A 21,413-nucleotide genomic window follows, 5' to 3' on the forward strand; every position below is an offset into this window, starting at 1 on the left:
GGCGATCTGCGTGGTCTACTGATCCTAATCCGCCTCTGAGCGTGCCCTTCGGCGCGCCCGCTCAGAGGAGGAGGCTTGCGCGCCATTTGGCTTAGGACAGATACGAAAGTTACCGACATGACCCATGCGACCGACCAAGACCGCGTCTTGATCTTTGACACCACGCTCCGCGACGGCGAACAAAGCCCCGGCGCCACCATGACCCATAGCGAAAAACTCGAGATTGCCGAGATGCTCGACGAGATGGGCGTGGACATCATCGAGGCCGGTTTCCCCATCGCCTCGGAAGGCGATTTCAAGGCGGTGAGCGAAATTGCCAGACGTGCGAAAAACAGCCGCATCTGCGGGCTGGCACGCGCCAACTTCGCCGATATCGACCGCTGCTGGGAGGCGGTGAAACACGCCGAGAAGAACCGTATTCACACCTTCATCGGCACCTCGCCGCTGCACCGGGCCATTCCCAACCTGACCATGGACGAGATGGCCGAGAAAATCCATGAAACCGTCAGCCACGCCCGCAACCTCTGCGAAAACGTGCAATGGTCGCCGATGGATGCGACCCGGACCGAATGGGATTACCTGTGCCGGGTGGTGGAGATCGCCATCAAGGCGGGCGCCAGCACCATCAACATCCCCGATACCGTCGGCTATACCGCGCCCGAGGAATCGGCGAGCCTGATCCGCCGCCTGATCGAGACCGTGCCCGGCGCCGACCAGGTGATCTTTGCCACCCATTGCCACAACGACCTGGGCATGGCGACGGCCAACAGCCTGGCCGCCGTGGCCGGTGGCGCGCGCCAGATCGAATGCACCATCAACGGGCTTGGCGAACGCGCCGGCAACACCGCCCTGGAAGAGGTGGTCATGGCGATGAAAACCCGCCACGACATCATGCCTTGGCACACCGGTATCGACACCACCAAGATCATGGCAATCTCGCGCCGGGTGGCGACCGTTTCGGGCTTTCCGGTACAGTTCAACAAGGCCATCGTGGGCAAGAACGCATTTGCCCATGAAAGCGGCATCCACCAGGACGGGATGCTGAAGAACCGCGAGAACTTCGAGATCATGCGGCCCGAGGATATCGGCCTTTCCGGCACCTCGCTGCCGCTTGGCAAGCATTCGGGGCGCGCGGCGCTGCGCGACAAGCTGGAACATCTTGGCTACGAGGTGGGCGACAACCAGCTCAAGGATATCTTTGTGCGGTTCAAGGAACTGGCCGACCGCAAGAAAGAAGTGTTCGACGACGATGTGATCGCGCTGATGCGCTCGGGCGAAAATGCCGAACAGGACCATTTGCAGCTGGTGTCGATGAAGGTGATCTGCGGCACCGGCGGCCCGGCCGAGGCCACGGTCGAGATGGAGATCGACGGCAAGGATGTCAGCGCCACGGCGCATGGCGACGGGCCGGTGGATGCCAGCTTCAAGGCAATCCGCGCGTTGCATCCCAACGAGGCACATCTGCAACTCTATCAGGTGCATGCGGTGACCGAGGGCACGGATGCCCAGGCCACGGTCAGCGTCCGGCTGGAAGAGGACGGCATGATTGCCACCGGCGAGTCGGCCAATACCGACACGGTAGTGGCCAGTGCCAAGGCCTATATCAACGCGCTCAACCGTCTGATTGTGCGCCGTGAAAAAGCCGGACCCGGTGCAGACATGCGCGAGATCAGCTACAAGGACCTGACCTGAAGCGCCGAGCCCGCCATGCGGGCCCGTGCCTTATGACAGCCCGGCACGCGCCATTCCCTCACGCAGATGGTCGCGATCCTCGTCGCGGCCATAATGGGTCATGGACAGAAATTCCCCGGCGCTGAACTGCGGTTGAGAGGCCAGAACCAGATCGGCATGGCGGCGGGCCTCGCCCTCGTCGCCGCGCCACCCATGACATGCGGCAAGAAATACATTCTGCAAGACGTCGAAGGCCCCCAGGTGATGGAATGCGTCGATCGCCTGGTCATAGTTGCGGGCGCAGAAATGGGCCTTGCCCAAGTGGCTCCAGAACCGGGCGGGGTGATGCGGATTGAGCCGCATGGCCTTTTCGATCCATTCGACCCCCTCCTCAGGCTGGCCCATCCAGGTCAGCAGCTCCCCCATCTGCACGACAACCAGATCGTAATTGGGATTGAGCGACAAGGCGCGCTCCTGGTGGTACCGGGCCTTGCCCAAATCGTTGCGCATGATCTGGATTGCGGCCATCAGGCGATGAACATCGGCATCATTGTCATCCAGTTCTGCCGCCTTCCTGATGGCGACTTCGGCTTGCGCATACATGTCGGCGGGATCGTCGCTCCATCCATAGCCCCAGGCCTGGCCCCGAATGCACCCGCTCCACGCGTGCGCATGTGCGTATTCGGGATCAAGGCTTATGGCCCGGTCAATCAGACGGATCGCCTCCTCGTTGTCGGTGGGCGTGCTGCGGTGGTGCAGCACCTTTGCGGCCAGTACACATTCATAGGCCGCTAGGTTCGATGGTTTCTTGCGCGCGATCTGATCCGTCTTCGACGCCTCGATCCGGCCCGGCAGCGTCGCGACCACTGCTGTCGTGATCTCGTCCTGAATGGCAAAGATGTCGTCCATTTCCCGGTCATAGCGCTCGGCCCAGATATGGGTGTCGCGGTCGCTGTCTATCAGCTGCACGGTGACTCTCAGGCGGTTTCCGGCCTTTCTGACACTGCCTTCGACGATGTATTGTGCGCCCAGTTTTTCAGACACTTCGCGCAGGTTCACCGCCTTCCCTTTGTAGACGAAGCTGGAGTTGCGCGAGATGACGAAAAGCTCGTGTCGTCGGCTGAGTTCGGTCAGCAGGTCTTCGGTCAACCCATCGACAAAGAACTCCTGTTCCGGATCCCCGCTCATGTTGGCAAAGGACAGAATGGCGATGGTCGGTTTCACCACCTTGGTTTGTTCCGCGCCAGATCCCCGGGACATTGTTGACGGTATCGACGGCAGCTCAAGCGCGACACGATAGGCGCGCACCGGATGGCTCAGGTTCTTCAGGGACAGCTCACCCATATCCTGGAACTGAAGTTCCATCTGCCGGCAAACCTGATCGTAAACCGCCGAGGAGACCAGCACTTCGCCTATGCCTGCCACTTGTTCCAGCCGCGCGGCGACGTTGACGCCGCTGCCAAAGATGTCTCCGTCCTCGCAGATGATATCGCCCAGATTGACGCCGATGCGAAACCGGATGCGCCGGTCCTCGGGGACATCCATGTTGCGCCGACACATCCGCGTCTGCACTTCGACCGCACAGGCGACCGCATCGCGGGCGCTGGAGAACTCGACCAGCATCCCGTCGCCCGTCGTCTTGATGATCTTGCCCCGATTAAGGGTGATTGACGGATCGATCAGTTCGATACGGTGGGTTCGCAACCGTGCCAGCGTACCTTGCTCGTCGGCTTCCATGAGTCGGCTGTAGCCCACCATGTCCGCCGCCAGAACAGCTGCCAGTTTTCGGTCCATCAGGTCACTCCCCGAAGATGATAGTAGACCAGAAGATACCGCACTTCCAAATGTTTCCATTGTCTGGAATGCACGGAGTCAAAGCAGACGAGAGGCGCCCGAAGAAAGGCCTGCGGCGCTCAGCTTTACGTCAGGCGTGCAGACATGGCTAAACGAGAACGGCGATGCACGTTGCCGCCGCATGGTTTACCAGTATCAGGCGGCCGTATGGTGAGGTTGTTTAGGCGCCCCTTGACCCCTGCAAACCTGCGCCGTGTCACAGTTGCGAGAACAGCGCCGAAAGTCTTGCCGTCTCCTCTGTCAGCCCGAAGGGCGCGTTGATCAGGAACATGCCCGACCCGACCATCCGGTGACCCTCGCGTGCAGGTGGGAAGAGCACCTCGTGCCGCAGAACCCTGGGCAGGTCCAGCCGTTCCAGCGCCGTCAACATGGGCTTGTGCCGCCCATCGGTCAGGACCGGGTACCAGAGCGCGATAACACCTACATTCCACTTGCGGTGCAATTGGGCTATCACCGCAGGGATCCGGTCATAGTCGGATTTCACCTCGTAACTGGGGTCGATCAGCATCATGCCCCGTCGTGGCTCGGGCGGCAGCAGCGATTGCGCCATCTCGAACCCGTCCCGCTTATAGACCCGGGCCGGAAACCCCGCCATCGCCTGTTCCAGCGCCGCGTGTTCCTGCGGATGAAGCTCGGCCAGATGCATGGTATCCCCGGGCCGCAGAAGGTGCCCCGCCACCAGCGGCGACCCCGGATAGGCCGCGTCGCCATGACTCAACCGCACCGCCGCCAGAACCCGCATCAGAGGGTGGGTCGCATCGAACCATTCCGCCCGTGCGACCCGGCCGATGCCTGCCTGCGCCTCACCGGTGCGTACCGCCTCGACCGCATCCAGTTGATACAGCCCGCGCCCGGCATGGGTTTCGAGATAGACCATCGGCTTGTCTTTGCGGGTCAGATAGTCGAGCGCCACCGCCAGAACAGAGTGTTTCTGCACATCGGCCAGGTTTCCGGCATGGTAAATGTGCTGATACGACAGCATTTCGCCCCTTAACTCTGTCTCGCCCGCCTTTCCGTGGCGGATTGGCGCTGATTGAGCCGGATTCGGCCCTTTTCCACAGTGCGTCCGCGCCCTATAAGTCAATCGGCCCCGAGCCGTCGAGTCGCGGGCAATCGCAACAATCGAGAAGAGCAGGATCAACCGCAATGGGGTTCTTTGACAATTTGACTGGTCTGTTCGCAGCGGACATGGCCATCGACCTGGGAACCGCCAATACGCTGGTCTATGTCAAGGGGCGTGGCATCATCCTGTCCGAACCTTCGGTGGTTGCCTATCACGTCAAGGATGGGGTCAAGAAGGTTCTTGCCGTGGGCGAGGATGCCAAGCTGATGCTGGGCCGGACCCCGGGTAGCATCGAGGCGATCCGCCCGATGCGCGAAGGCGTGATCGCCGATTTCGACACCGCCGAGGAGATGATCAAGCATTTCATCCGCAAGGTTCACAAGCGCTCGACCTTCTCGAAACCCAAGATCATCGTCTGCGTCCCCCATGGCGCCACCCCGGTGGAAAAACGCGCCATCCGACAGTCGGTGCTGAGCGCCGGCGCCCGCCGCGCGGGCCTGATCGCCGAACCGATCGCGGCGGCCATCGGGGCCGGTATGCCGATCACCGATCCGACCGGCAACATGGTTGTGGATATTGGCGGCGGCACCACCGAAGTGGCGGTACTGTCGCTGGGTGACATCGTCTATGCCCGCTCGGTCCGTGTCGGTGGCGACCGGATGGACGAGGCGATCATCAGCTACTTGCGCCGTCAGCAGAACCTGCTGGTGGGCGAAAGCACGGCCGAACGCATCAAGACCTCGATCGGCACCGCGCGCATGCCCGATGACGGGCGCGGCCAGTCGATGCTGATCCGGGGCCGCGACCTGCTCAATGGCGTGCCCAAGGAAATCGAGATCAGCCAGGCCCAGGTGGCCGAGGCGCTGGCGGAACCGGTGCAGCAGATCTGCGAGGCGGTGATGACCGCGCTGGAAACCACGCCGCCCGATCTGGCCGCCGATATCGTCGACCGGGGCGTCATGCTGACCGGTGGCGGCGCGCTGCTGGGCGATCTTGACCTCGCGCTCCGCGAACAGACCGGGCTGGCGGTTTCGATCGCCGACGAAAGCCTGAATTGCGTCGCTCTCGGCACCGGCAAGGCGCTGGAGTATGAAAAGCAACTGCGCCACGCGATTGACTACGACAGCTAAGGCGCGCAGATTCCGGGACACGATCCAGGGACATGGGTCGCCCTGAGGCGGCTGTTTACGCACCGGAGAAGAGCTTCGTGGCCAAGGACCGCTCACAGCGAGAGGATTATTTCGCCCCCCTGCGCCGGCTGTTTCTCGGGGTTATCTTGTTGTGCCTGATCGGGATTTTCCTGGTCTGGAGAATTGACAGCCCCCGGGTCGAGATTTTTCGCGCGCGGGTGGTTGATACGGTGGTTCCCTCGATGGACTGGGCCATGACCCCGGTGACCGGCCTGATCAACCTGGTTCGCGATTTCCAAAGCTACCAAAGGCTGAGCGAGCAGAACCGCGAGTTGCGCAGCGAACTGCGGCAAATGCGGGCCTGGAAAGAAGCCGCTCTGCAATTGGAGCAGGAGAACGCGCGCCTTCTGGATCTGAACAACGTCCGCCTTGATCCCCGGCTGACTTTTATCACCGGTGTGGTGATGGCCGACAGCGGCTCTCCCTTCCGGCAATCGGTCCTGTTGAATGTCGGCGCGCGCGACGGGATCGTCGACGGTTGGGCCGCCATGGACGGGATCGGGCTGGTTGGCAGGATATCCGGCATCGGCCAGAATACCGCGCGCGTCATTCTGTTGACGGATGCAGCAAGCGCGGTCCCTGTCACGATCCAGCCATCCGGGCAAAGCGCGCTAGCGGTCGGTGATAACAGCCCCGCGCCCGTGGTCGATTTCCTGGAGAACCGGGAAATGGTCCGTCCCGGCGACCGGGTCGTCACCTCGGGCGATGGCGGCGTATTCCCCGCCGGTCTTCTTGTCGGCCAGATCGCCGAGGACCCCTCGGGACGGCTCCGCGTCCGTTTGTCGGCCGATTACGAGCGGCTCGAATTCTTGCGTGTGCTTCGCCACCACGGAACGGAAAAAGTAGAGGATCACGGCGGTATCGTGGGTCCGGAGCTGCCGCCGCAGCAAGCTCCTGAAGCTCCAAGAGAGGGGACAGATGGATAGCCTGTCGCCATCCTGGATCTGGACCATGCGTCTCGTCTATGCCGGACTGAGCCTGGCGATCCTGTTCTTTCAACTGTTGCCGCTTGATACATCGCCGGGGTTCTGGGCGGGGCCCGATCTCTTGATCGCCTTGACACTGGCATGGTCGCTCAGACGCCCTGATTATGTACCCGCGTTCCTCATCGCGCTGGTCCTGCTTATGGCGGACTTGTTGTTGCTACGACCTCCCGGCCTGCTGTCAGCCCTGAGCGTGGCAGCAACGGTGTTCCTGCGGAACCGAATGTCCGGACAGGGGGAAACCGGATTTGTCGGCGAATGGATCTCGGTTTCCATGCTGTTGGTTGGTCTTGCGCTGAGTTACCGCTTGGCCCTTACCTTGACAGCGGTGGAACGCGCCCCTTTCTATCTTTCGGCCAGTCAGGTTTTGCTGACCATCGGGTGTTATCCCTTGGTCGTGGCCGTCAGTCAGACGCTGTTCGGCGTGCGCCGCCTGGCACCCGCAGACGCAGAAGCCTTGGGAAACCGTTAAGATGAGACGTTCGCCCCGCGATCTGGACAAGGTGCATCGCACCATGACCCGCCGAACACTGTTGCTGGGCGGTTTGCAGGCGGCGTTTATCGGCGGTTTGGCCGCCCGCATGCGATACATGCAGGTGGATCAGGCCGATCAGTTCCGCCTGCTGGCCGAAGAGAACAGGATCAATATCCGCCTGATTCCACCGACCCGCGGCGAGTTGTTCGATCGCAACGGGCGGATCATTGCAGAAAACACACCCTCTTACCGGATCGTCATCGTGCGCGAGGATGCGGGCGATGTGGAGAAGGTAATTGCCAATCTGCAACAACTCATCCCGCTGGATCCCGAGGAGCTGGAGCGTGCGCGCACGGAAATGCGCCGCTCGCCCCCTTTCCTTCCGGTGACCCTTGCCGATCAGATCAGTTGGGAAGACATCTCGAAAGTCGCGGTCAATGCGCCGGCCTTGCCGGGAATAACGCCCGAGGTCGGATTGACCCGCGTCTATCCGCAGGGGGGCGATTTCGCCCATGTGGTGGGCTATGTCGGGCCGGTCAGCGATTACGACCTGAGCCAGATCCAGGACCCTGAGCCGGTCTTGCGCATCCCGCGCTTCCAGATCGGAAAGGTTGGACTGGAAGCCAAGCAAGAGGATCTGCTGCGAGGAAAGGCCGGTGCAAAACGGGTCGAGGTCAATGCTACCGGGCGCGTGATGCGGGAACTGGACCGGCGCGAGGGACAGCCCGGTGCGGACCTGCAACTGTCGGTGGATACCCGGTTGCAAGCCTATGTCCAGGCGCGACTTGGCGGTGAAAGCGCTGCGGCGGTGGTCGTTGATTGCGACACGGGCGACTTGCGTGCAATCGCCTCGGCCCCCAGTTTCGACCCGAATCTCTTTGTGCGTGGCATCTCGATCGCGGACTATCGTTCGCTGACCGAGGACCCGTACCGGCCTTTGGCCAACAAGGCGGTTCAGGGGACCTACCCCCCGGGTTCTACCTTCAAGATGATCACGGCGATGGCTGCGCTTGAGGCGGGTCTGCTGGGTCCAGAGGATACGGTTTACTGCCCGGGATACCTTGAGGTCAGCGGTCGCAAGTTCCACTGCTGGAAGCGAGGCGGACACGGCCATGTCGATCTGGAAAACTCGCTCAAGCAGAGCTGTGACGTTTACTACTACGACGTCGCCCTCAAGGTGGGAATCGACAAGATCTCGGCGATGGCACAGGAGTTTGGGCTGGGGATCAAGCACGATATCCCGATGTCTGCGGTCGCGCGCGGCCTGACCCCGAACAGAGATTGGAAAACCCAGGTCCACAAGCAGGACTGGTTGATCGGCGACACGGCAAACGCTTCGATTGGTCAGGGCTATCTACTCGCCTCTCCGCTGCAACTGGCGGTGATGACCGCCCGCATCGCCACCGGGCGCAAGGTCGAGCCACGCCTCGTGAAATCGATCGACGGTGTCGAACAGCCCTCGGGCGCCGGTGAGCCGATGGCTGTGAATCAGAACAATCTGAGGAAGCTTCGGCGCGCGATGTACTCGGTCAGTAACGACCGGCGCGGAACGGCCTATGGCAGTCGCATTCTCACCGACGAGCTTCGCATGGCCGGCAAGACGGGAACCAGCCAGGTGCGAAACATCACCGCCGCAGAACGGGCCGCTGGCGTTATCCGGAACGAAGATCTGCCCTGGGAACGTCGTGACCACGCGCTGTTCGTCTGTTTCGCCCCGTTCGACAAACCGAAATACGCCGTCTCGCTTGTGGTCGAACATGGCGGAGGCGGCTCCGCCGCCGCGGCACCGATCGCCCGTGATATCATCCTTCAGGCATTGTATGACGGGTTTCCCCCGCTGGAAGCCTATCCCGCCAAGGACCGCAGCCGGGTTTCCGCCCAGCAGGAACGGCTGCAACGCGAGCTGCGCCCCGCCGCCAAGCCCGAAGACAAGGACCGCGCATGAGTTACCTCGAGTATTCGGTCAAATCCACGCCTTCGGGCCTGCGCAAGATTCTCTACATGAACTGGCCGCTCACCCTGTTGCTGATTTCGGTCGCGTCAGTTGGCTTCCTGATGCTGTACTCGGTCGCCGGTGGCTCGTTCAGCCCTTGGGCGGAACCCCAGATCAAACGATTTGCCGTGGGTCTCGCGGTCATGACCTTTGTGGCCCTGGTCCCGATCTGGTTCTGGCGCAACATGGCGGTGGTCGCCTACAGTATCTCGCTGCTGCTTCTGGTCTTCGTCGAACTCTTCGGCGCGGTCGGCATGGGCGCCCAGCGCTGGATCGACCTTGGCTTCATGCGCCTGCAACCATCCGAGTTGATGAAGATCACCCTGGTGATGCTGCTGGCGGCCTATTACGACTGGCTACCCGGTAAGAAGACATCGCGCCCGGTGTGGGTTCTGGTCCCGGTGCTGCTTATTCTTGTGCCGACCGGGCTGGTCCTGAAGCAACCCGACCTTGGCACGGCGATCCTGTTGCTGACAGCCGGGGGCGGGTTGATGTTCCTCGCCGGTGTCCATTGGTCCTATTTCGCGGCGGTTATCGCCGCAGGCGTGGGTCTGATCACCGCCGTTTTCAAAAGCCGTGGCACCGACTGGCAGTTGCTGAAAGATTATCAGTTCCGCCGTATCGACACGTTCCTGGATCCGTCCTCCGATCCCCTTGGCGCCGGATACCACATCACACAGTCCAAGATCGCCCTTGGGTCGGGCGGCTGGTCGGGACGAGGTTTCATGCAGGGAACACAATCACGGCTGAACTTCCTGCCCGAAAAACACACGGATTTCATCTTTACCACACTGGCCGAGGAATTCGGTTTCATTGGCGGCTTCTCGCTTCTGTCGCTTTATGCCTTGATCATCGTCTTCTGTATTGTCACCGCTTTGGCCACGCGCGACCGGTTCTCGTCGCTGGTCACGATGGGGATCGCCCTGAACTTCTTCCTGTTTTTCGCGGTCAACATGTCGATGGTGATGGGGCTGGCCCCTGTCGTGGGGGTACCGTTGCCCATGGTCAGTTACGGCGGTTCGGCCATGCTGGTGCTCATGGTGGCCTTTGGTCTTGTGCATAGCGCCCATATCCACCGACCACGCTGACATCGGAAAGGGCCCCAGATGGCTGTAAACCTACTCTTTTCCGCGCGCCCTGCCCTATGGCCGATCTACCAGCCGCTACTTTCAACCTATCTCGGCGAGATGGGCATCGATTTCGACCTGCGCACGGATTTCCCGCCCGAAGAGGTCGACTATGTGGTTTACGCCCCCAATGGTGGGCTCAGCGACTTTACACCCTATACCCGCCTCAAGGCCGTGCTGAGCCTCTGGGCCGGGGTAGAAAGCATCGCGGGCAATACAACGTTGACCGTACCGCTTGCCCGTATGGTCGATCATGGCCTGACCCAGGGCATGACGGAATGGGTGATAGGCCATGTCCTGCGGTACCATCTAGGAATGGACGCCCATATCCACGGTCTGAAAGGCGAATGGCGGCAGGACGTGCCGCCGCTGGCCAGCGAACGGTCGGTGGCAATTCTGGGGCTGGGGGCGCTTGGACAGGCCTCAGCGCTGGCGCTGTCGGCACTCGATTTCCGGGTCACGGGGTGGAGCCGCTCGCCAAAGGATGTACCGGGGATCACCTGCATGCATGGCAGCGATGGGTTGAAGCAGGTTTTGAATGCGGCGGAGATACTGGTGCTCCTGCTGCCCAGCACACCAGCCACGGAAAACACGCTGAGAGCCGAGACGCTGGCGCTACTGCCGCGCGGGGCGCGGATCATTAATCCGGGCCGTGGGCCGCTGATCGACGATGCGGCTTTACTGGCGGCGCTGGACAGCGGACAAGTCGGACACGCAACGCTGGATGTCTTCCGGACCGAGCCGCTGCCATCCGATGACCCCTACTGGACCCATCCCAACGTCACGGTCACCCCGCATATCGCCTCGGAAACCCGCCCCGTGACAGCCGCACGGGTGATCTGCGAGAACATTCGGCGCGGCGTGCAGGGTGAACCCTTCCTGCATCTGGTCGATCGCGAACAGGGCTATTGAAGGGACCTAACCCGCCCCTTCATTTCGCTGAAAATACTCCCGCCGGAGGCGACATCTTTCGTCGAAGAACCTCAGGCCGCGATCAGACCGCGGCCTTTCAGCAGCGCCTCGACCCCCGGCAAGCGACCCCGGAAGGCAAGATAAAGCTCTTCGGCCTCACGCGATCCACCGGTCGACAGGATATGTCGCTCCAGCGCCTCGGCCCGCTCAGGATCGAACGCACCGCCCGCCTCTTCGAAGGCGGCAAAGGCGTCGGCATCCATCACCTCGGACCACATGTAGCTGTAATAGCCGGAGCTATAGCCGTCACCGGCAAAGACATGGGCAAAATGCGGGGTCGCGTGACGCATGCCGATGGCGTGCGGCATGCCCAGCGCCGCCAGTACCTCGGCCTGTTTCTCCATCGGGTCGACCGGTGCCGGGCCGTCGTGGAATGCAAGGTCCACCAGCGCCGAGGACACATATTCCACCGTCTGAAACCCCTGGTCGAAATTGGCAGCGCCCAACACCTTCTCCAGCATCGCCTGCGGCATCGGTTCCCCGGTCTCGGCATGGGTGGCGAATTCGCGCAGAACTTCGGGGACCTCCAGCCAGTGTTCGTAGAGCTGGCTGGGCAGTTCCACGAAATCGCGCGCCACCGAGGTGCCCGAAATGCTCTCATAGGTCACGTCGGACAGCATCTGGTGCAAGGCATGGCCGAACTCATGGAACAATGTCCGCGCATCGTCATAGGATAAAAGCGCGGGGTCCCCTTTGGCAAAGTTGCAGACATTGATCACAACCGGTGCCTGCACCTGCGGGAACCGCGCCTGCGACCGCATCGCCGAACACCAGGCACCCGAACGTTTGGACCCGCGGGCGAAATAGTCACCGATGAACACCGCCACATGCTGGCCATTGCGAATTACCTCCCAAGCGCGGCAATCGGCATGGTAGAGCGGCACATTCAGCGGCCTGAACTCCAAGCCGAACAGGCGGTTGGCGCAGGCAAAGGCCGCCTCAATCATGCGGTCGAGTTGCAGATAGGGTTTCAGCGCGGCCTCGTCGAGATCATGGTCCGCCTTGCGCCGTTTCTCCGCGTAGAAATGCCAATCCCATGGTTCAAGATCACCATTGACGCCATCGGCATGCATCATTGCCGTCAGCACCTGCGCATCCGCCTCGGCGCGGGCGCGGGCGGGGTCCCAGACCTGCAACAGCAGATCGCGCACCCGCGCCGGTTCGCGCGCCATCTCGGTTTCCAACTTGTACTGCGCAAAGCTGTCGTACCCCAACAGCCGCGCGCGCTCTTCGCGCAGGCGCAGGATCTCGGCAGCGATCGCCCGGTTGTCGGTCTCGCCTCCGTTGGCGCCGCGCGCGACCCAGGCGCGATAGGCGCGTTCGCGCAGGTCACGGCGGGGAGAGAATTGCAGAAACGGCACGATCAGCGAGCGCGACAGGGTGACAACCGGCCCATCTGCCCCTTTCTCGGCACCGGCGGCGCGGGCGGCATCCACAACAAAGCCGGGCAGCCCGTCGAGATCGGCCTCACTCAGGGTCATGAACCACTCCCGCTCATCTGCCAGCAGGTTCTGGGTGAACTGGGTCCCAAGGGTGGCCAACCGACCCTTGATCTCTTTCATCCGCGCCTCTTCCGGGCCGCTCAGCGCCGCGCCGGATCGCACGAAGCCGCGATGGGTCAGCATCAGCACCCGGTTCTGCTCGTCGGTCAGGTCCAGGGTCTCGCGCGCGTCCCACACGGCAGCGACGCGGGAAAACAGCGCCTTATTGGCCGAGATTTCGGAATAATGCGCGGCCAGTTTCGGTGAAAACTCGCGCTGCAAGGCCTCGCGGGCCGGATTGCTGTCGGCCCCGGCAACCGTAAAGAACACGCTCAGCACCCTGTCCAGCGCTTTACCCGCCGCTTCCAGCGCCTCGATCACATTGGCAAAGCTTGGTGATGCCGAGTTCTCGGCAATTGCCGCGATCTCCGCTCGGTGGGCGGCCAGCGCCTCCTCCAGCGCGGGGGCAAAATCTTCATCCTTGATCCGGTCGAACGGGGCGATTTCGAACGGTGTCTGCCATTCGGCAAGAAGCGGGTTGGTCATCGGGATCTCCTTTGCGGCTCAAGCTAGGAGCGCGCGCGGGGATGGTCCAGAGGGGCAATGTCGCAAATCGGCTTGCATGTAGGTTTCATGCCCCTCACCCTCGGACCCAAGGAGGACGACCCATGCACAAGACCAATCGCCCGACAGGCCCGATGACCACCGCCATTCATGCGGGCGAGGCGCCGGACCCGGCCACGCTGGCCTCGGCGCCGCCTATTCACATGTCATCGACCTTTGTGTCCGAGGATATTTCGGGCTTTTCCGCTCATGACCTGACCCCGGACAGCCCTTATGCCTATTCCCGCTGGGCCAACCCGACCGTCGCGATGTTGGAGGCCAAGATCGCGGCAATGCAGGGGACAGAGGCCTGTTTATGCACCGCATCCGGCATGGCGGCGGCCACGGCGATCTTTTTCACCTTTTTGTCCGCGGGGGACCATGTGATCGTGTCGGATGTCTCCTATGCCGGCGTGGCGGAACTGGCCCGAGACACCCTGCCCAGGATGGGGATATCCGTTAGCACCGTGGACATGACCGATCTCGAGGCCCTGGCGGCCGCGATCCGCCCGGACACCCGGCTCATCCACACAGAAACGCCGGTCAACCCCATCGGACGCCTGACCGACTTGGCCGCCGTATCGGCCCTGGCGCGGCAGGCGGGCGCATTGCTCAGTTGTGATGCCACCTTTGCCTCGCCCATCGGGATGGATACCGTGGCGCTGGGCGTCGATCTGACCATGCATTCGGTGACCAAGTACATCTGCGGTCATGGCGATGCCGTTGCGGGTGCGGTTTGTGGTCGGGCCAATCTGGTCTCGAAAATGCGGGTCGAGGCCGCCATTCATCATGGCGGGGTCCTTTCGCCTTTCAACGCGTGGCTCATCGCACGCGGCGCGGCGACGCTGCCGCTGAGAATGAAGGCGCATGCCGCAGGCGCTCAGGCCGTAGCCGACTGGCTGGAGGCAGACCCGAGGGTGACCCGCGTCATCTATCCGGGCCTGCCCTCGCATCCGCAGGCGGATTTGGCGGCGCGGCAGATGTCCAACATGTCGGCGATGATCTCGTTCCAGGTCGGCGATGCCGCAACCGGCGAGCGGATCGCGCGGCAAATGATCGAGCGGATGGAGATCATCCATTATGCCGTATCGCTGGGCCATCACCGCAGCCTGATCTTCTGGATGGGAACCCAAGGGTTGATGGACAGCTCGTTCCGGCTCGAAGGCCGCCAACGCGAGGCCTACCGCGCCTTTGCCGGGGATGGCATTTTCCGCCTGTCGGTCGGCCTTGAAGATCCCGAAGACCTGATTGCCGACCTCGACCGAGCATTGGGTTGAAGTCTTTCGTCAGGCGCGATGGAACTTGATCTGGCTTAAAGTGGAGTTCCACGACTTCTGCCAGAGTGGGTGCGCCTTTCCGCAAAGGGAGAATCACCCATGGCCAAGAAGACTTCCGCCTTTCCCACCCCCGAAGCCTTTGCAGACATTCTCAAATCCCTGCAAGCTCCGGCACCGATGAATGCACTGGTCTCACCTCAGATGGAACAGTTCTGGGATGCCCAGGAAAAACTGCTGAGCGAATCCGAACGTTTCACCCGCCACTGGTTCGAACGGCGGCATGAGGCGATCCGAACGGCGCTGGATGCCGCCCGGACTGCAACCTCGGCAGAGCGACCAGACCCGGCCAAGACGATGGAGGCGATGGTCGAATGGCAACGCCATTCCGTCGAGCGGCTGGTCGAGGATGCCCGCGAATGGTTCGACACGGTGTCGCGCTGCGCGGATTACGTGACCAAGACCGAAGCCGAAGCCGTCGAAGAAACGATCGGCGAGGCCAAGGAACTGGCCAGAAAGACGACCCGTTCGGCCAAGTCCGAACCGATCTGATACGGGCAATCAAGGGAGGAGGACCAGATGTACCGCAACATTCTTGTTCCGGTGGCTTTCGACGATGGTCACGACACGCAGGCGGCCTTTCTGGCCGCCCGCAAACTGGCCAGTGAAAACGCCAAGTTCACCGTTTTCCACGTGATGGAGGCGATACCAGCCTATGTCACCGCGCAGATACCCGCCGAAGTTATGGCGCGCAGTCACGACGACGCCCAAAAGGCTCTGACAGAAATGGCAGCCGGTCTGCCGGGCGCCTCGGCGGTCATGGCGGCAGGCCATGCCGGACGCGCCATTGTCGATCATGCCGCGGCGCATGACATCGACTGTATCGTCATCGCATCCCACAAGCCGGGCCTGGAGAACCTGTTGCTGGGGTCGACGGCCGACCGGGTGGTGCGGCACGCCAAATGTGCGGTGCATGTGATACGCTAGCTTTGCGTCGACCCGCCGCAGGCTGGACAATCTGATCGCCGGGTCAGGCGGATCTTGCGGCTTTCTACGTAGAGCGCGTCATAGATCAGCATCTCTCCCTTCAGGGCCATTCCGGCCCCGGTGATCAGCTTGATCGTCTCGACCGCCATCATCGCGCCCACCACGCCGGGCAGCGGGCCGATGACGCCCGCCTCGGAACACGACGGCGCCAGGCCGGGTGCGGGCGCCTCTGGAAAGATGCACTGGTAACATGGCCCGTGGTCGGCCGGGTGGAAAACGCTGAGCTGCCCCTCCCATTGCGCCAACGCGCCCGAAACCAGCGGTTTGCCTTGCACAACCGCGACCCGGTTAGCCAGATAGCGTGTCGCAAAATTGTCTGTGCCGTCGAGGATCAGATCGTATTCAGCAAAAAGCGCCTCTGCGATTTCTTCGGTCAGCCGCCTGTGATAGGGGCGAACCACAACATTGGGGTTCTGCGCCTCCATCGCCGCCTTGGCGGAAAAAACCTTGGGCACGCCGATATCGGCATCGCGATGGATTACCTGTCGTTGCAGGTTGGCATTCTCGACCACGTCGTCATCGATAACGCCGATGGTGCCAACTCCGGCCGCAGCCAGATATTGAAGCGCAGGCGCACCCAGCCCGCCCGCGCCAATGACCAGCACCTTGGCCTGTTTCAGCTTTTTCTGCCCCGGCCCGCCCAGTTCGCGCAACACGATATGGCGGGCATACCGGTCAAGCTCCGTTTCGGAGAACAGTGCAGGTTTTGCCGGCACGGTCTCCGGTTGCGCCCGTGACTTGAGCCAACTCAGCAATCGCCCATACGTCAGGGCCAACGCGGCAAAGCCGCCGATCAGCAGCCACAACGCCGGTGACTGCCCTGTCGCCATGCGAACGGGATGACCATCCGGCAGGGCGAACTGCGCCAGCATTACCAGCACGAACAGCGCCACCATCAGGCCGATCCGGGCCTGCCGCGATACGCCCATTGCCAGGCCTACGCCCCAAAGAACTGCCGCAAGCCCCAGAACCAGAAGCATCAGACGCGCCCCGTCGACCCGAAACCACCTGAGCCCCGGGCGGTTTCATCCAGGGTTTCCGCCTCCTCGAATACCGCTTGCAGCACGGGGGCGACCACCAGTTGTGCAATTCGCTCACCGTGCCGAACCGTGAACGGTTCGGTCCCGGCATTCAGCAGGATCACGCCCAGCGGGCCACGGTAATCGCTGTCGATGGTGCCGGGCGTATTGGGCAGGGTGATCCCGTGTTTCAACGCCAGGCCGGACCGGGGGCGGACCTGAATCTCGTATCCCTGCGGTATCTCGACCCGCAGCCCGGTCGGGATCAAGGCCCGCGCCCCGGGCGCCAGCACGACAGATCCGCGATCCGGCAGATTGGCCCGCACATCGGCGCCAGCCGCGCCTGCGGTTTCATACGAGGGCAAGGCAATATCCGCATCCGTGCCCTCGTCTCGGCTTACCCGTATCGAAACCATCTTATTCCCTCATGATCCCGCACGACCGAACGCCTCGGCAATCCGGAGCGCTAGCCTTTCGGCCACCTGATCCTTGCCCATGCGCGGCCATTCCTCGGCCCCGCTATCCGAAATCAGGATGACCGCGTTTTCGCTGCCGCCCATGATGCCGGTTGCCGGGCTGACGTCATTGGCAACGATCCAGTCACACCCCTTGCGCAGACGTTTGGCCGTCGCATTCTCGACCACGTCATTGGTCTCGGCCGCAAACCCGACCACGAGTCTTGGGCGGCCCTGCTCCAACCGGCTCACGCGTTTCAGGATATCCGGGTTTTCGGCGAACTCCAGCACCGGTAGCCCGTCTTTCGATTTCTTCAGCTTGCGGTCCGAGGCGCTGGCAACCCGCCAGTCCGCCACCGCCGCCGCGAACACCCCCGCATCCACGGGCAGCGCCGCATCGACGGCCGCGTCCATCTCGCGCGCGCTTTCCACCCGCACCACATGCACGCCCTGGGGCGGCGGCACGCTTGCCGGGCCGGTGACAAAGATCACCTCGGCCCCCAATGCCGCCAAAGCACGAGCAACGGCTGTCCCTTGGGCACCAGAAGACCGATTGGCAATGTAGCGTACCGGGTCGATCGGTTCGTGCGTCGGGCCCGAGGTCACCAGAATACGGCGCCCCTTCAAAGGACCGTCGCCCAGGGCTTTCTCAACTGCGGCCACGATCTCCAACGGTTCGGCCATCCGGCCCGGTCCGTACTCACCACAGGCCATGTCGCCCTCGTTCGGACCCACGAACCGGATTCCATCCCTGGCCAGCTGATCCCGGTTGCGCCGGGTCGCCGGGTGCTGCCACATGCGCACATTCATCGCGGGCGCCACAAGCACCGGCGTATCGGTCGCCATCAGCAGGGTAGAGGCAAGGTCATTGGCCAGTCCGGCCGTCATCTTGCCCATCAGATCGGCCGTGGCCGGGGCAACCACTACAAGGTCGGCGGAACGCGACAGCTGGATATGCCCCATCTCGGCCTCGTCCGTCAGGTCGAAAAGGTCGCGATACGCCTTCTCGCCCGCCAGCGCGGAAACCGACAACGGGGTCACGAACTCTTCGGCAGCTGGCGTCAAGACAGGTGTCACCGCCGCCCCGCGTTCGCGCAAGCGCCGGATCAGGTCCAGCGTCTTGTAGGCGGCGATGCCGCCCCCGATGATCAGAAGGATACGTTTGGATGCCAGCATGTCCGCGCCATTTTTCCCCAAGGATCGGCCCGAACTTAGGAGAGGCAGCGCCCAAGCGCCAGCGGATAATCCCCAGCCTCAGCTCTTGTCGAATGCCGCACAGGGGTCTTCGCGCGGCGCTGCCGGGCTGTCGATCACCGCGTCAAAGGTCCCTTCGATGGCGCCCTCTTCGGACTGGCCCAGCGTGAAGACCCGCAGCCCGGGCTGGACCCGGGAAAGGAAGACCGGAATGCCGCGATCGCTGCGGGCATGCCCATTGCCGGTGATCACCGCAATCGGGCCGCCGGTTTCCTCGTACGCTCGCAGGATCGCGCGAGCGAGAACCGCATCCCGCAAACGCTGAACCGCAACCAGTTTCGGAAGCATTTCCGGCGGCATCGCGTTGCAATGCGATACCTGTTGATCTGCCTCGCGGGCTGCCTGTTCCTCGTCCGGAAGCGGAACACCAAGGCCAAATCGCGCGGCATCTGCACCCAGCGCCGCAGCCGCGCCGGTTTCCATCGCCGCACGCGCCGCCGTGCGCGGCACCAGCGCGCCATATACGGGGGCGTCAGCGGCCTGAAACACCGGCAAGTACATCGCCAGCGGCGGCCAACCCAGTTCGGCCCATTGCAGGATACGAGCCAATTCCTCGGGGTCCTGAACGGCCTTGCGAGTCAGCCGGGCCGCACCCTCTTCGGACAGCATTTCCCAGACTACGGCGGATGGCGCGAGCGCCGTTACCGCCTCGGCCTGGACAAGATGATGCTGCGGGTTGTCGTGGGTCTCGCCCAGAATAACCACATCGGCCTGACGCATGTCGTTGAGAACATCCGCCGGGATCAGATCACCAGACATGGCCGCCCTGACAGGCGCGACCAGAAACAGAACAAGGGCAAGGCCCGGAATCGCAATGGCTTTCATGCCAGGAAGTGTTGCACCTCACGCGACTGCGCTTCAAGGCTCTTGCGCATCTTGGCAAAGGCCGCCGCTTCAAGCTGACGCACCCGCTCCTTGCTGAGGCCTAGTTCCTCACCCAGGCTTTCGAGTGTCCGCGGCTCTTCGCGCAACTTGCGCTCGCGCACAATGAACCGTTCGCGGTCGTTCAGCGCCTTCATCGCCGTCAGCAACCATTCACGCAGTTGGGCGTTGTCATGGGCGTGCTCGACAAGCTCGGCCGCCTGTGCTCCGTCATCTTCCAGCGCCTCGATCCATTCGCGCCCTTCCTCGTCCGAGGCCTGCGTCGCGTTCAGCGAAAAGTCTGACCCGGACAACCGTCCGTCCATCATCTCGACATCGCGCAAGGGCACACCGATTTCCGATGCGATCATCTGGTGCAACTGATGCTGGTCGAGCGCGGTTCCGTCCGACGCCGCCTCGCGCTCCAGCCGCGCCTGAACCCGTCGCATGTTGAAAAACAGGGATTTCTGGCTGCTGGTCGATCCGGTCCGCACCATCGACCAGTTCCGCATCACATAGTCCTGAATGCTGGCCTTGATCCACCAGACCGCGTAGGTCGAAAACCGGACCCCCCGATCCGGATCGAACTTGTCAGCCGCCTTCATCAGCCCCAGACCCGCCTCCTGGATCAGATCGTTCATCGGCGCGCCATAGCGGCGGAACCGCGCCGCCATCGAGATCGCCAGCCGCATATAGGCGTTGATCAGGCGGTGCAGCGCCTGTTCGTCACGCTGGTCTCGCCAGGCATAGGCCAGTTTTAACTCCGTCTCAGCATCCAGCAATTCGGCCTTCATCGCCTGCCGGGACATGCTTGTATCTCTTGGGCTATCCAGTGCCATTCATCACTCCCCAATGTCCGGCGCCAAACTTGACTTTTATCTCGGTCGTATTGTCCTTACGCAGAGCTTAGGATTGCGGATCACCTGAAAGGTAAGAATTTTGCATCCCAAATACACCTTGATTATTGGCGGCGCGGCATCGGGCAAATCCGCCTTTGCAGAGGAACTGGTTGTAGCGACTGGGAAATCCCGGAAATATTTCGCGACTTCACAAGTGTTTGATCAGGAAATGCGCAGCAAGGTGGACCGGCATCTGGTGCAACGCGGCGCCGGTTGGGACACCATCGAGGAGCCACTTGAGCCGGGACCGGCTCTGTCGGCGCTTTCTGAGACCGATGTCTGCCTGTTCGATTGCGCCACGATGTGGCTGAGCAACCAGATGCTGGCCGGCGCCGATCTCGAGGCTGCCCAATACCGGCTGCTCGACGCAATCCGCGCCTGCCCGGCACAGCTTGTCATGGTCACGAACGAGGTTGGGCATGGCATCGTTCCGGACAATGCGCTGGCCCGGCAGTTTCGCGAGGCACAGGGGCGGCTCAACATCGCGCTTGCGGCAGAGGCCGATCTTGTGGTGCTGGTAACGGCCGGCCTGCCTCTGGTCCTCAAGGGACAGTTGCCATGACCCGGCTGCATCTGATCCGGCACGGACCCACACATGCCAAATCCATGGTCGGCTGGTCCGATCTTCCCGCCGACCTGAGCGATACCGGCCTGCTGGCCCGCCTCTCGGGGCACTTGCCAAAGGACGCGTTGGTTGTTTCGTCCGACCTGATCCGCGCCGCCGATACCGCCAGCGCCATTCAGGGCCAGCGGTCCCGCCTCCCGCATCGCCCCGGCCTGCGCGAGATCAACTTTGGCACCTGGGAACTACGCCGCTATGCCGAGATCGAGGCCGAGGATCCGGTGCTTGTGCGTGCCTATTGGGAAACGCCGGGGGACACATCGCCGCCCGGCGGCGAGAGCTGGCACCAGGTCTGCGACCGTGTGAACGCCGAGATCGACGCGCTGATCGCCGCGCATCGCGGATCCGATCTGATCGTGGTGGGCCATTTCGGCATGATCCTGACACAGTTGCAACGCGCTTTGGCAATCACCGCAGAACAGGTGTTTTCGCACCGGATCGACAATCTGTCGGTCACGGAGATCACCCGAATGCCGGACGGTTGGCACGTCGGTCGGATCAATCATCTCGTGTGATGCGCGGGACCACGAAACAGCGTTTTACGCGACACGAGTGTCCTGCCTAAGTTGC

Annotated in this window: 20 protein-coding genes; 12 read left to right on the forward strand and 8 right to left on the reverse strand. The window is 62.5% G+C overall.

What is annotated here, in order from left to right; all coding sequences use genetic code 11:
- Positions 1-117 precede the first annotated feature (117 nt).
- Positions 118-1,692, forward strand: coding sequence for a 2-isopropylmalate synthase (locus OE747_RS06470; protein ID WP_263827785.1), 1,575 nt, complete (start codon positions 118-120; stop codon positions 1,690-1,692).
- Positions 1,693-1,722: 30 nt separating this feature from the next.
- Here the strand turns inward: OE747_RS06470 and OE747_RS06475 are convergent, their stop codons facing one another.
- Complete coding sequence (locus OE747_RS06475) at positions 1,723-3,465, reverse strand: adenylate/guanylate cyclase domain-containing protein (protein WP_263827786.1); 1,743 nt, start codon at positions 3,463-3,465, stop codon at positions 1,723-1,725.
- A gap of 256 nt (positions 3,466-3,721) precedes the next feature.
- Positions 3,722-4,507: a 23S rRNA (adenine(2030)-N(6))-methyltransferase RlmJ gene (locus OE747_RS06480; protein WP_263827787.1), complete on the reverse strand. Its 786-nt coding sequence runs from the start codon at positions 4,505-4,507 to the stop codon at positions 3,722-3,724.
- Between the two features lie 164 nt (positions 4,508-4,671).
- Between OE747_RS06480 and OE747_RS06485 the strand changes: the two genes are divergently transcribed.
- The 6 genes from OE747_RS06485 to OE747_RS06510 all read left to right on the forward strand — a co-directional run bounded on the left by OE747_RS06485 (position 4,672) and on the right by OE747_RS06510 (position 11,268).
- Positions 4,672-5,718 (forward strand): rod shape-determining protein, encoded by a 1,047-nt coding sequence (locus OE747_RS06485; RefSeq protein ID WP_263827788.1) that lies wholly within the window; start codon positions 4,672-4,674, stop codon positions 5,716-5,718.
- A gap of 77 nt (positions 5,719-5,795) precedes the next feature.
- The gene (gene mreC / locus OE747_RS06490; RefSeq protein WP_263827789.1) at positions 5,796-6,704 is read left to right on the forward strand and encodes a rod shape-determining protein MreC; all 909 of its coding nucleotides are present in this window, start codon (positions 5,796-5,798) and stop codon (positions 6,702-6,704) included.
- Positions 6,697-7,233 carry a rod shape-determining protein MreD gene (locus OE747_RS06495; protein ID WP_263827790.1) on the forward strand — a complete coding sequence of 179 codons (537 nt, stop codon included), beginning with the start codon at positions 6,697-6,699 and terminating at the stop codon, positions 7,231-7,233. The genes mreC and OE747_RS06495 overlap by 8 nt, the downstream gene beginning before the upstream one ends.
- Before the next feature lies 1 nt (position 7,234).
- Positions 7,235-9,181, forward strand: a complete 1,947-nt coding sequence (mrdA, locus tag OE747_RS06500) for a penicillin-binding protein 2 (protein ID WP_263827791.1) — start codon at positions 7,235-7,237, stop codon at positions 9,179-9,181.
- Positions 9,178-10,317: a rod shape-determining protein RodA gene (rodA, locus tag OE747_RS06505; protein WP_263827792.1), complete on the forward strand. Its 1,140-nt coding sequence runs from the start codon at positions 9,178-9,180 to the stop codon at positions 10,315-10,317. The genes mrdA and rodA overlap by 4 nt, the downstream gene beginning before the upstream one ends.
- An 18-nt stretch (positions 10,318-10,335) precedes the next feature.
- The gene (locus tag OE747_RS06510) at positions 10,336-11,268 is read left to right on the forward strand and encodes a 2-hydroxyacid dehydrogenase (protein ID WP_263827793.1); all 933 of its coding nucleotides are present in this window, start codon (positions 10,336-10,338) and stop codon (positions 11,266-11,268) included.
- Positions 11,269-11,339: 71 nt separating this feature from the next.
- Here the strand turns inward: OE747_RS06510 and OE747_RS06515 are convergent, their stop codons facing one another.
- The gene (locus OE747_RS06515; protein ID WP_263827794.1) at positions 11,340-13,355 is read right to left on the reverse strand and encodes a M3 family metallopeptidase; all 2,016 of its coding nucleotides are present in this window, start codon (positions 13,353-13,355) and stop codon (positions 11,340-11,342) included.
- A gap of 122 nt (positions 13,356-13,477) precedes the next feature.
- On the opposite strand from OE747_RS06515, the gene OE747_RS06520 reads away from it, so the two are divergent.
- The 3 genes from OE747_RS06520 to OE747_RS06530 all read left to right on the forward strand — a co-directional run bounded on the left by OE747_RS06520 (position 13,478) and on the right by OE747_RS06530 (position 15,673).
- Complete coding sequence (locus OE747_RS06520; protein ID WP_263827795.1) at positions 13,478-14,689, forward strand: trans-sulfuration enzyme family protein; 1,212 nt, start codon at positions 13,478-13,480, stop codon at positions 14,687-14,689.
- A gap of 99 nt (positions 14,690-14,788) precedes the next feature.
- On the forward strand, positions 14,789-15,238 hold the full coding sequence (locus tag OE747_RS06525; protein WP_164129081.1) for a phasin family protein: 450 nt from the start codon (positions 14,789-14,791) through the stop codon (positions 15,236-15,238).
- 27 nt (positions 15,239-15,265) lie between these two features.
- Entirely contained in the window at positions 15,266-15,673 is a 408-nt protein-coding gene (locus OE747_RS06530; protein WP_263827796.1) for a universal stress protein, read from the forward strand.
- Here the strand turns inward: OE747_RS06530 and OE747_RS06535 are convergent.
- From OE747_RS06535 to OE747_RS06555, 5 genes are all read right to left on the reverse strand, one after another.
- Positions 15,670-16,713: a HesA/MoeB/ThiF family protein gene (locus OE747_RS06535; RefSeq protein ID WP_263827797.1), complete on the reverse strand. Its 1,044-nt coding sequence runs from the start codon at positions 16,711-16,713 to the stop codon at positions 15,670-15,672. The two genes, OE747_RS06530 and OE747_RS06535, sit on opposite strands and share 4 nt — an antisense overlap.
- On the reverse strand, positions 16,713-17,168 hold the full coding sequence (dut, locus tag OE747_RS06540) for a dUTP diphosphatase (protein ID WP_263827798.1): 456 nt from the start codon (positions 17,166-17,168) through the stop codon (positions 16,713-16,715). Before dut ends, OE747_RS06535 begins: the two co-directional genes overlap by 1 nt.
- Before the next feature lie 9 nt (positions 17,169-17,177).
- Positions 17,178-18,383: a bifunctional phosphopantothenoylcysteine decarboxylase/phosphopantothenate--cysteine ligase CoaBC gene (gene coaBC / locus OE747_RS06545; RefSeq protein ID WP_263827799.1), complete on the reverse strand. Its 1,206-nt coding sequence runs from the start codon at positions 18,381-18,383 to the stop codon at positions 17,178-17,180.
- A gap of 78 nt (positions 18,384-18,461) precedes the next feature.
- Complete coding sequence (locus tag OE747_RS06550; RefSeq protein ID WP_263827800.1) at positions 18,462-19,286, reverse strand: ChaN family lipoprotein; 825 nt, start codon at positions 19,284-19,286, stop codon at positions 18,462-18,464.
- Entirely contained in the window at positions 19,283-20,161 is an 879-nt protein-coding gene (locus OE747_RS06555) for an RNA polymerase factor sigma-32 (protein WP_263827801.1), read from the reverse strand. Before OE747_RS06555 ends, OE747_RS06550 begins: the two co-directional genes overlap by 4 nt.
- A gap of 100 nt (positions 20,162-20,261) precedes the next feature.
- Here OE747_RS06555 and cobU point away from each other — a divergent pair, with 100 nt between their 5' ends.
- On the forward strand, positions 20,262-20,783 hold the full coding sequence (gene cobU, locus OE747_RS06560) for a bifunctional adenosylcobinamide kinase/adenosylcobinamide-phosphate guanylyltransferase (RefSeq protein ID WP_263827802.1): 522 nt from the start codon (positions 20,262-20,264) through the stop codon (positions 20,781-20,783).
- The gene (locus OE747_RS06565) at positions 20,780-21,358 is read left to right on the forward strand and encodes a histidine phosphatase family protein (RefSeq protein WP_263827803.1); all 579 of its coding nucleotides are present in this window, start codon (positions 20,780-20,782) and stop codon (positions 21,356-21,358) included. Before cobU ends, OE747_RS06565 begins: the two co-directional genes overlap by 4 nt.
- Positions 21,359-21,413: the final 55 nt, after the last annotated feature.

Source organism: Ruegeria aquimaris (assembly GCF_025751555.1).
Taxonomy (GTDB): Bacteria; Pseudomonadota; Alphaproteobacteria; order Rhodobacterales; family Rhodobacteraceae; genus Ruegeria_B; species Ruegeria_B aquimaris.

Bases quoted from the DNA above. Each gene is read 5' to 3' on its own strand.
- OE747_RS06470 (WP_263827785.1), top strand. From the start codon at position 118: ATGACCCATGCGACCGACCAAGACCGCGTCTTGATCTTTGACACCACG.
- OE747_RS06475 (WP_263827786.1), bottom strand. From the start codon at position 3,465: ATGGACCGAAAACTGGCAGCTGTTCTGGCGGCGGACATGGTGGGCTAC.
- OE747_RS06480 (WP_263827787.1), bottom strand. From the start codon at position 4,507: ATGCTGTCGTATCAGCACATTTACCATGCCGGAAACCTGGCCGATGTG.
- OE747_RS06485 (WP_263827788.1), top strand. From the start codon at position 4,672: ATGGGGTTCTTTGACAATTTGACTGGTCTGTTCGCAGCGGACATGGCC.
- OE747_RS06495 (WP_263827790.1), top strand. From the start codon at position 6,697: ATGGATAGCCTGTCGCCATCCTGGATCTGGACCATGCGTCTCGTCTAT.
- mrdA (WP_263827791.1), top strand. From the start codon at position 7,235: ATGAGACGTTCGCCCCGCGATCTGGACAAGGTGCATCGCACCATGACC.
- rodA (WP_263827792.1), top strand. From the start codon at position 9,178: ATGAGTTACCTCGAGTATTCGGTCAAATCCACGCCTTCGGGCCTGCGC.
- OE747_RS06510 (WP_263827793.1), top strand. From the start codon at position 10,336: ATGGCTGTAAACCTACTCTTTTCCGCGCGCCCTGCCCTATGGCCGATC.
- OE747_RS06515 (WP_263827794.1), bottom strand. From the start codon at position 13,355: ATGACCAACCCGCTTCTTGCCGAATGGCAGACACCGTTCGAAATCGCC.
- OE747_RS06520 (WP_263827795.1), top strand. From the start codon at position 13,478: ATGCACAAGACCAATCGCCCGACAGGCCCGATGACCACCGCCATTCAT.
- OE747_RS06525 (WP_164129081.1), top strand. From the start codon at position 14,789: ATGGCCAAGAAGACTTCCGCCTTTCCCACCCCCGAAGCCTTTGCAGAC.
- OE747_RS06530 (WP_263827796.1), top strand. From the start codon at position 15,266: ATGTACCGCAACATTCTTGTTCCGGTGGCTTTCGACGATGGTCACGAC.
- OE747_RS06535 (WP_263827797.1), bottom strand. From the start codon at position 16,713: ATGCTTCTGGTTCTGGGGCTTGCGGCAGTTCTTTGGGGCGTAGGCCTG.
- dut (WP_263827798.1), bottom strand. From the start codon at position 17,168: ATGGTTTCGATACGGGTAAGCCGAGACGAGGGCACGGATGCGGATATT.
- coaBC (WP_263827799.1), bottom strand. From the start codon at position 18,383: ATGCTGGCATCCAAACGTATCCTTCTGATCATCGGGGGCGGCATCGCC.
- OE747_RS06550 (WP_263827800.1), bottom strand. From the start codon at position 19,286: ATGAAAGCCATTGCGATTCCGGGCCTTGCCCTTGTTCTGTTTCTGGTC.
- OE747_RS06555 (WP_263827801.1), bottom strand. From the start codon at position 20,161: ATGGCACTGGATAGCCCAAGAGATACAAGCATGTCCCGGCAGGCGATG.
- OE747_RS06565 (WP_263827803.1), top strand. From the start codon at position 20,780: ATGACCCGGCTGCATCTGATCCGGCACGGACCCACACATGCCAAATCC.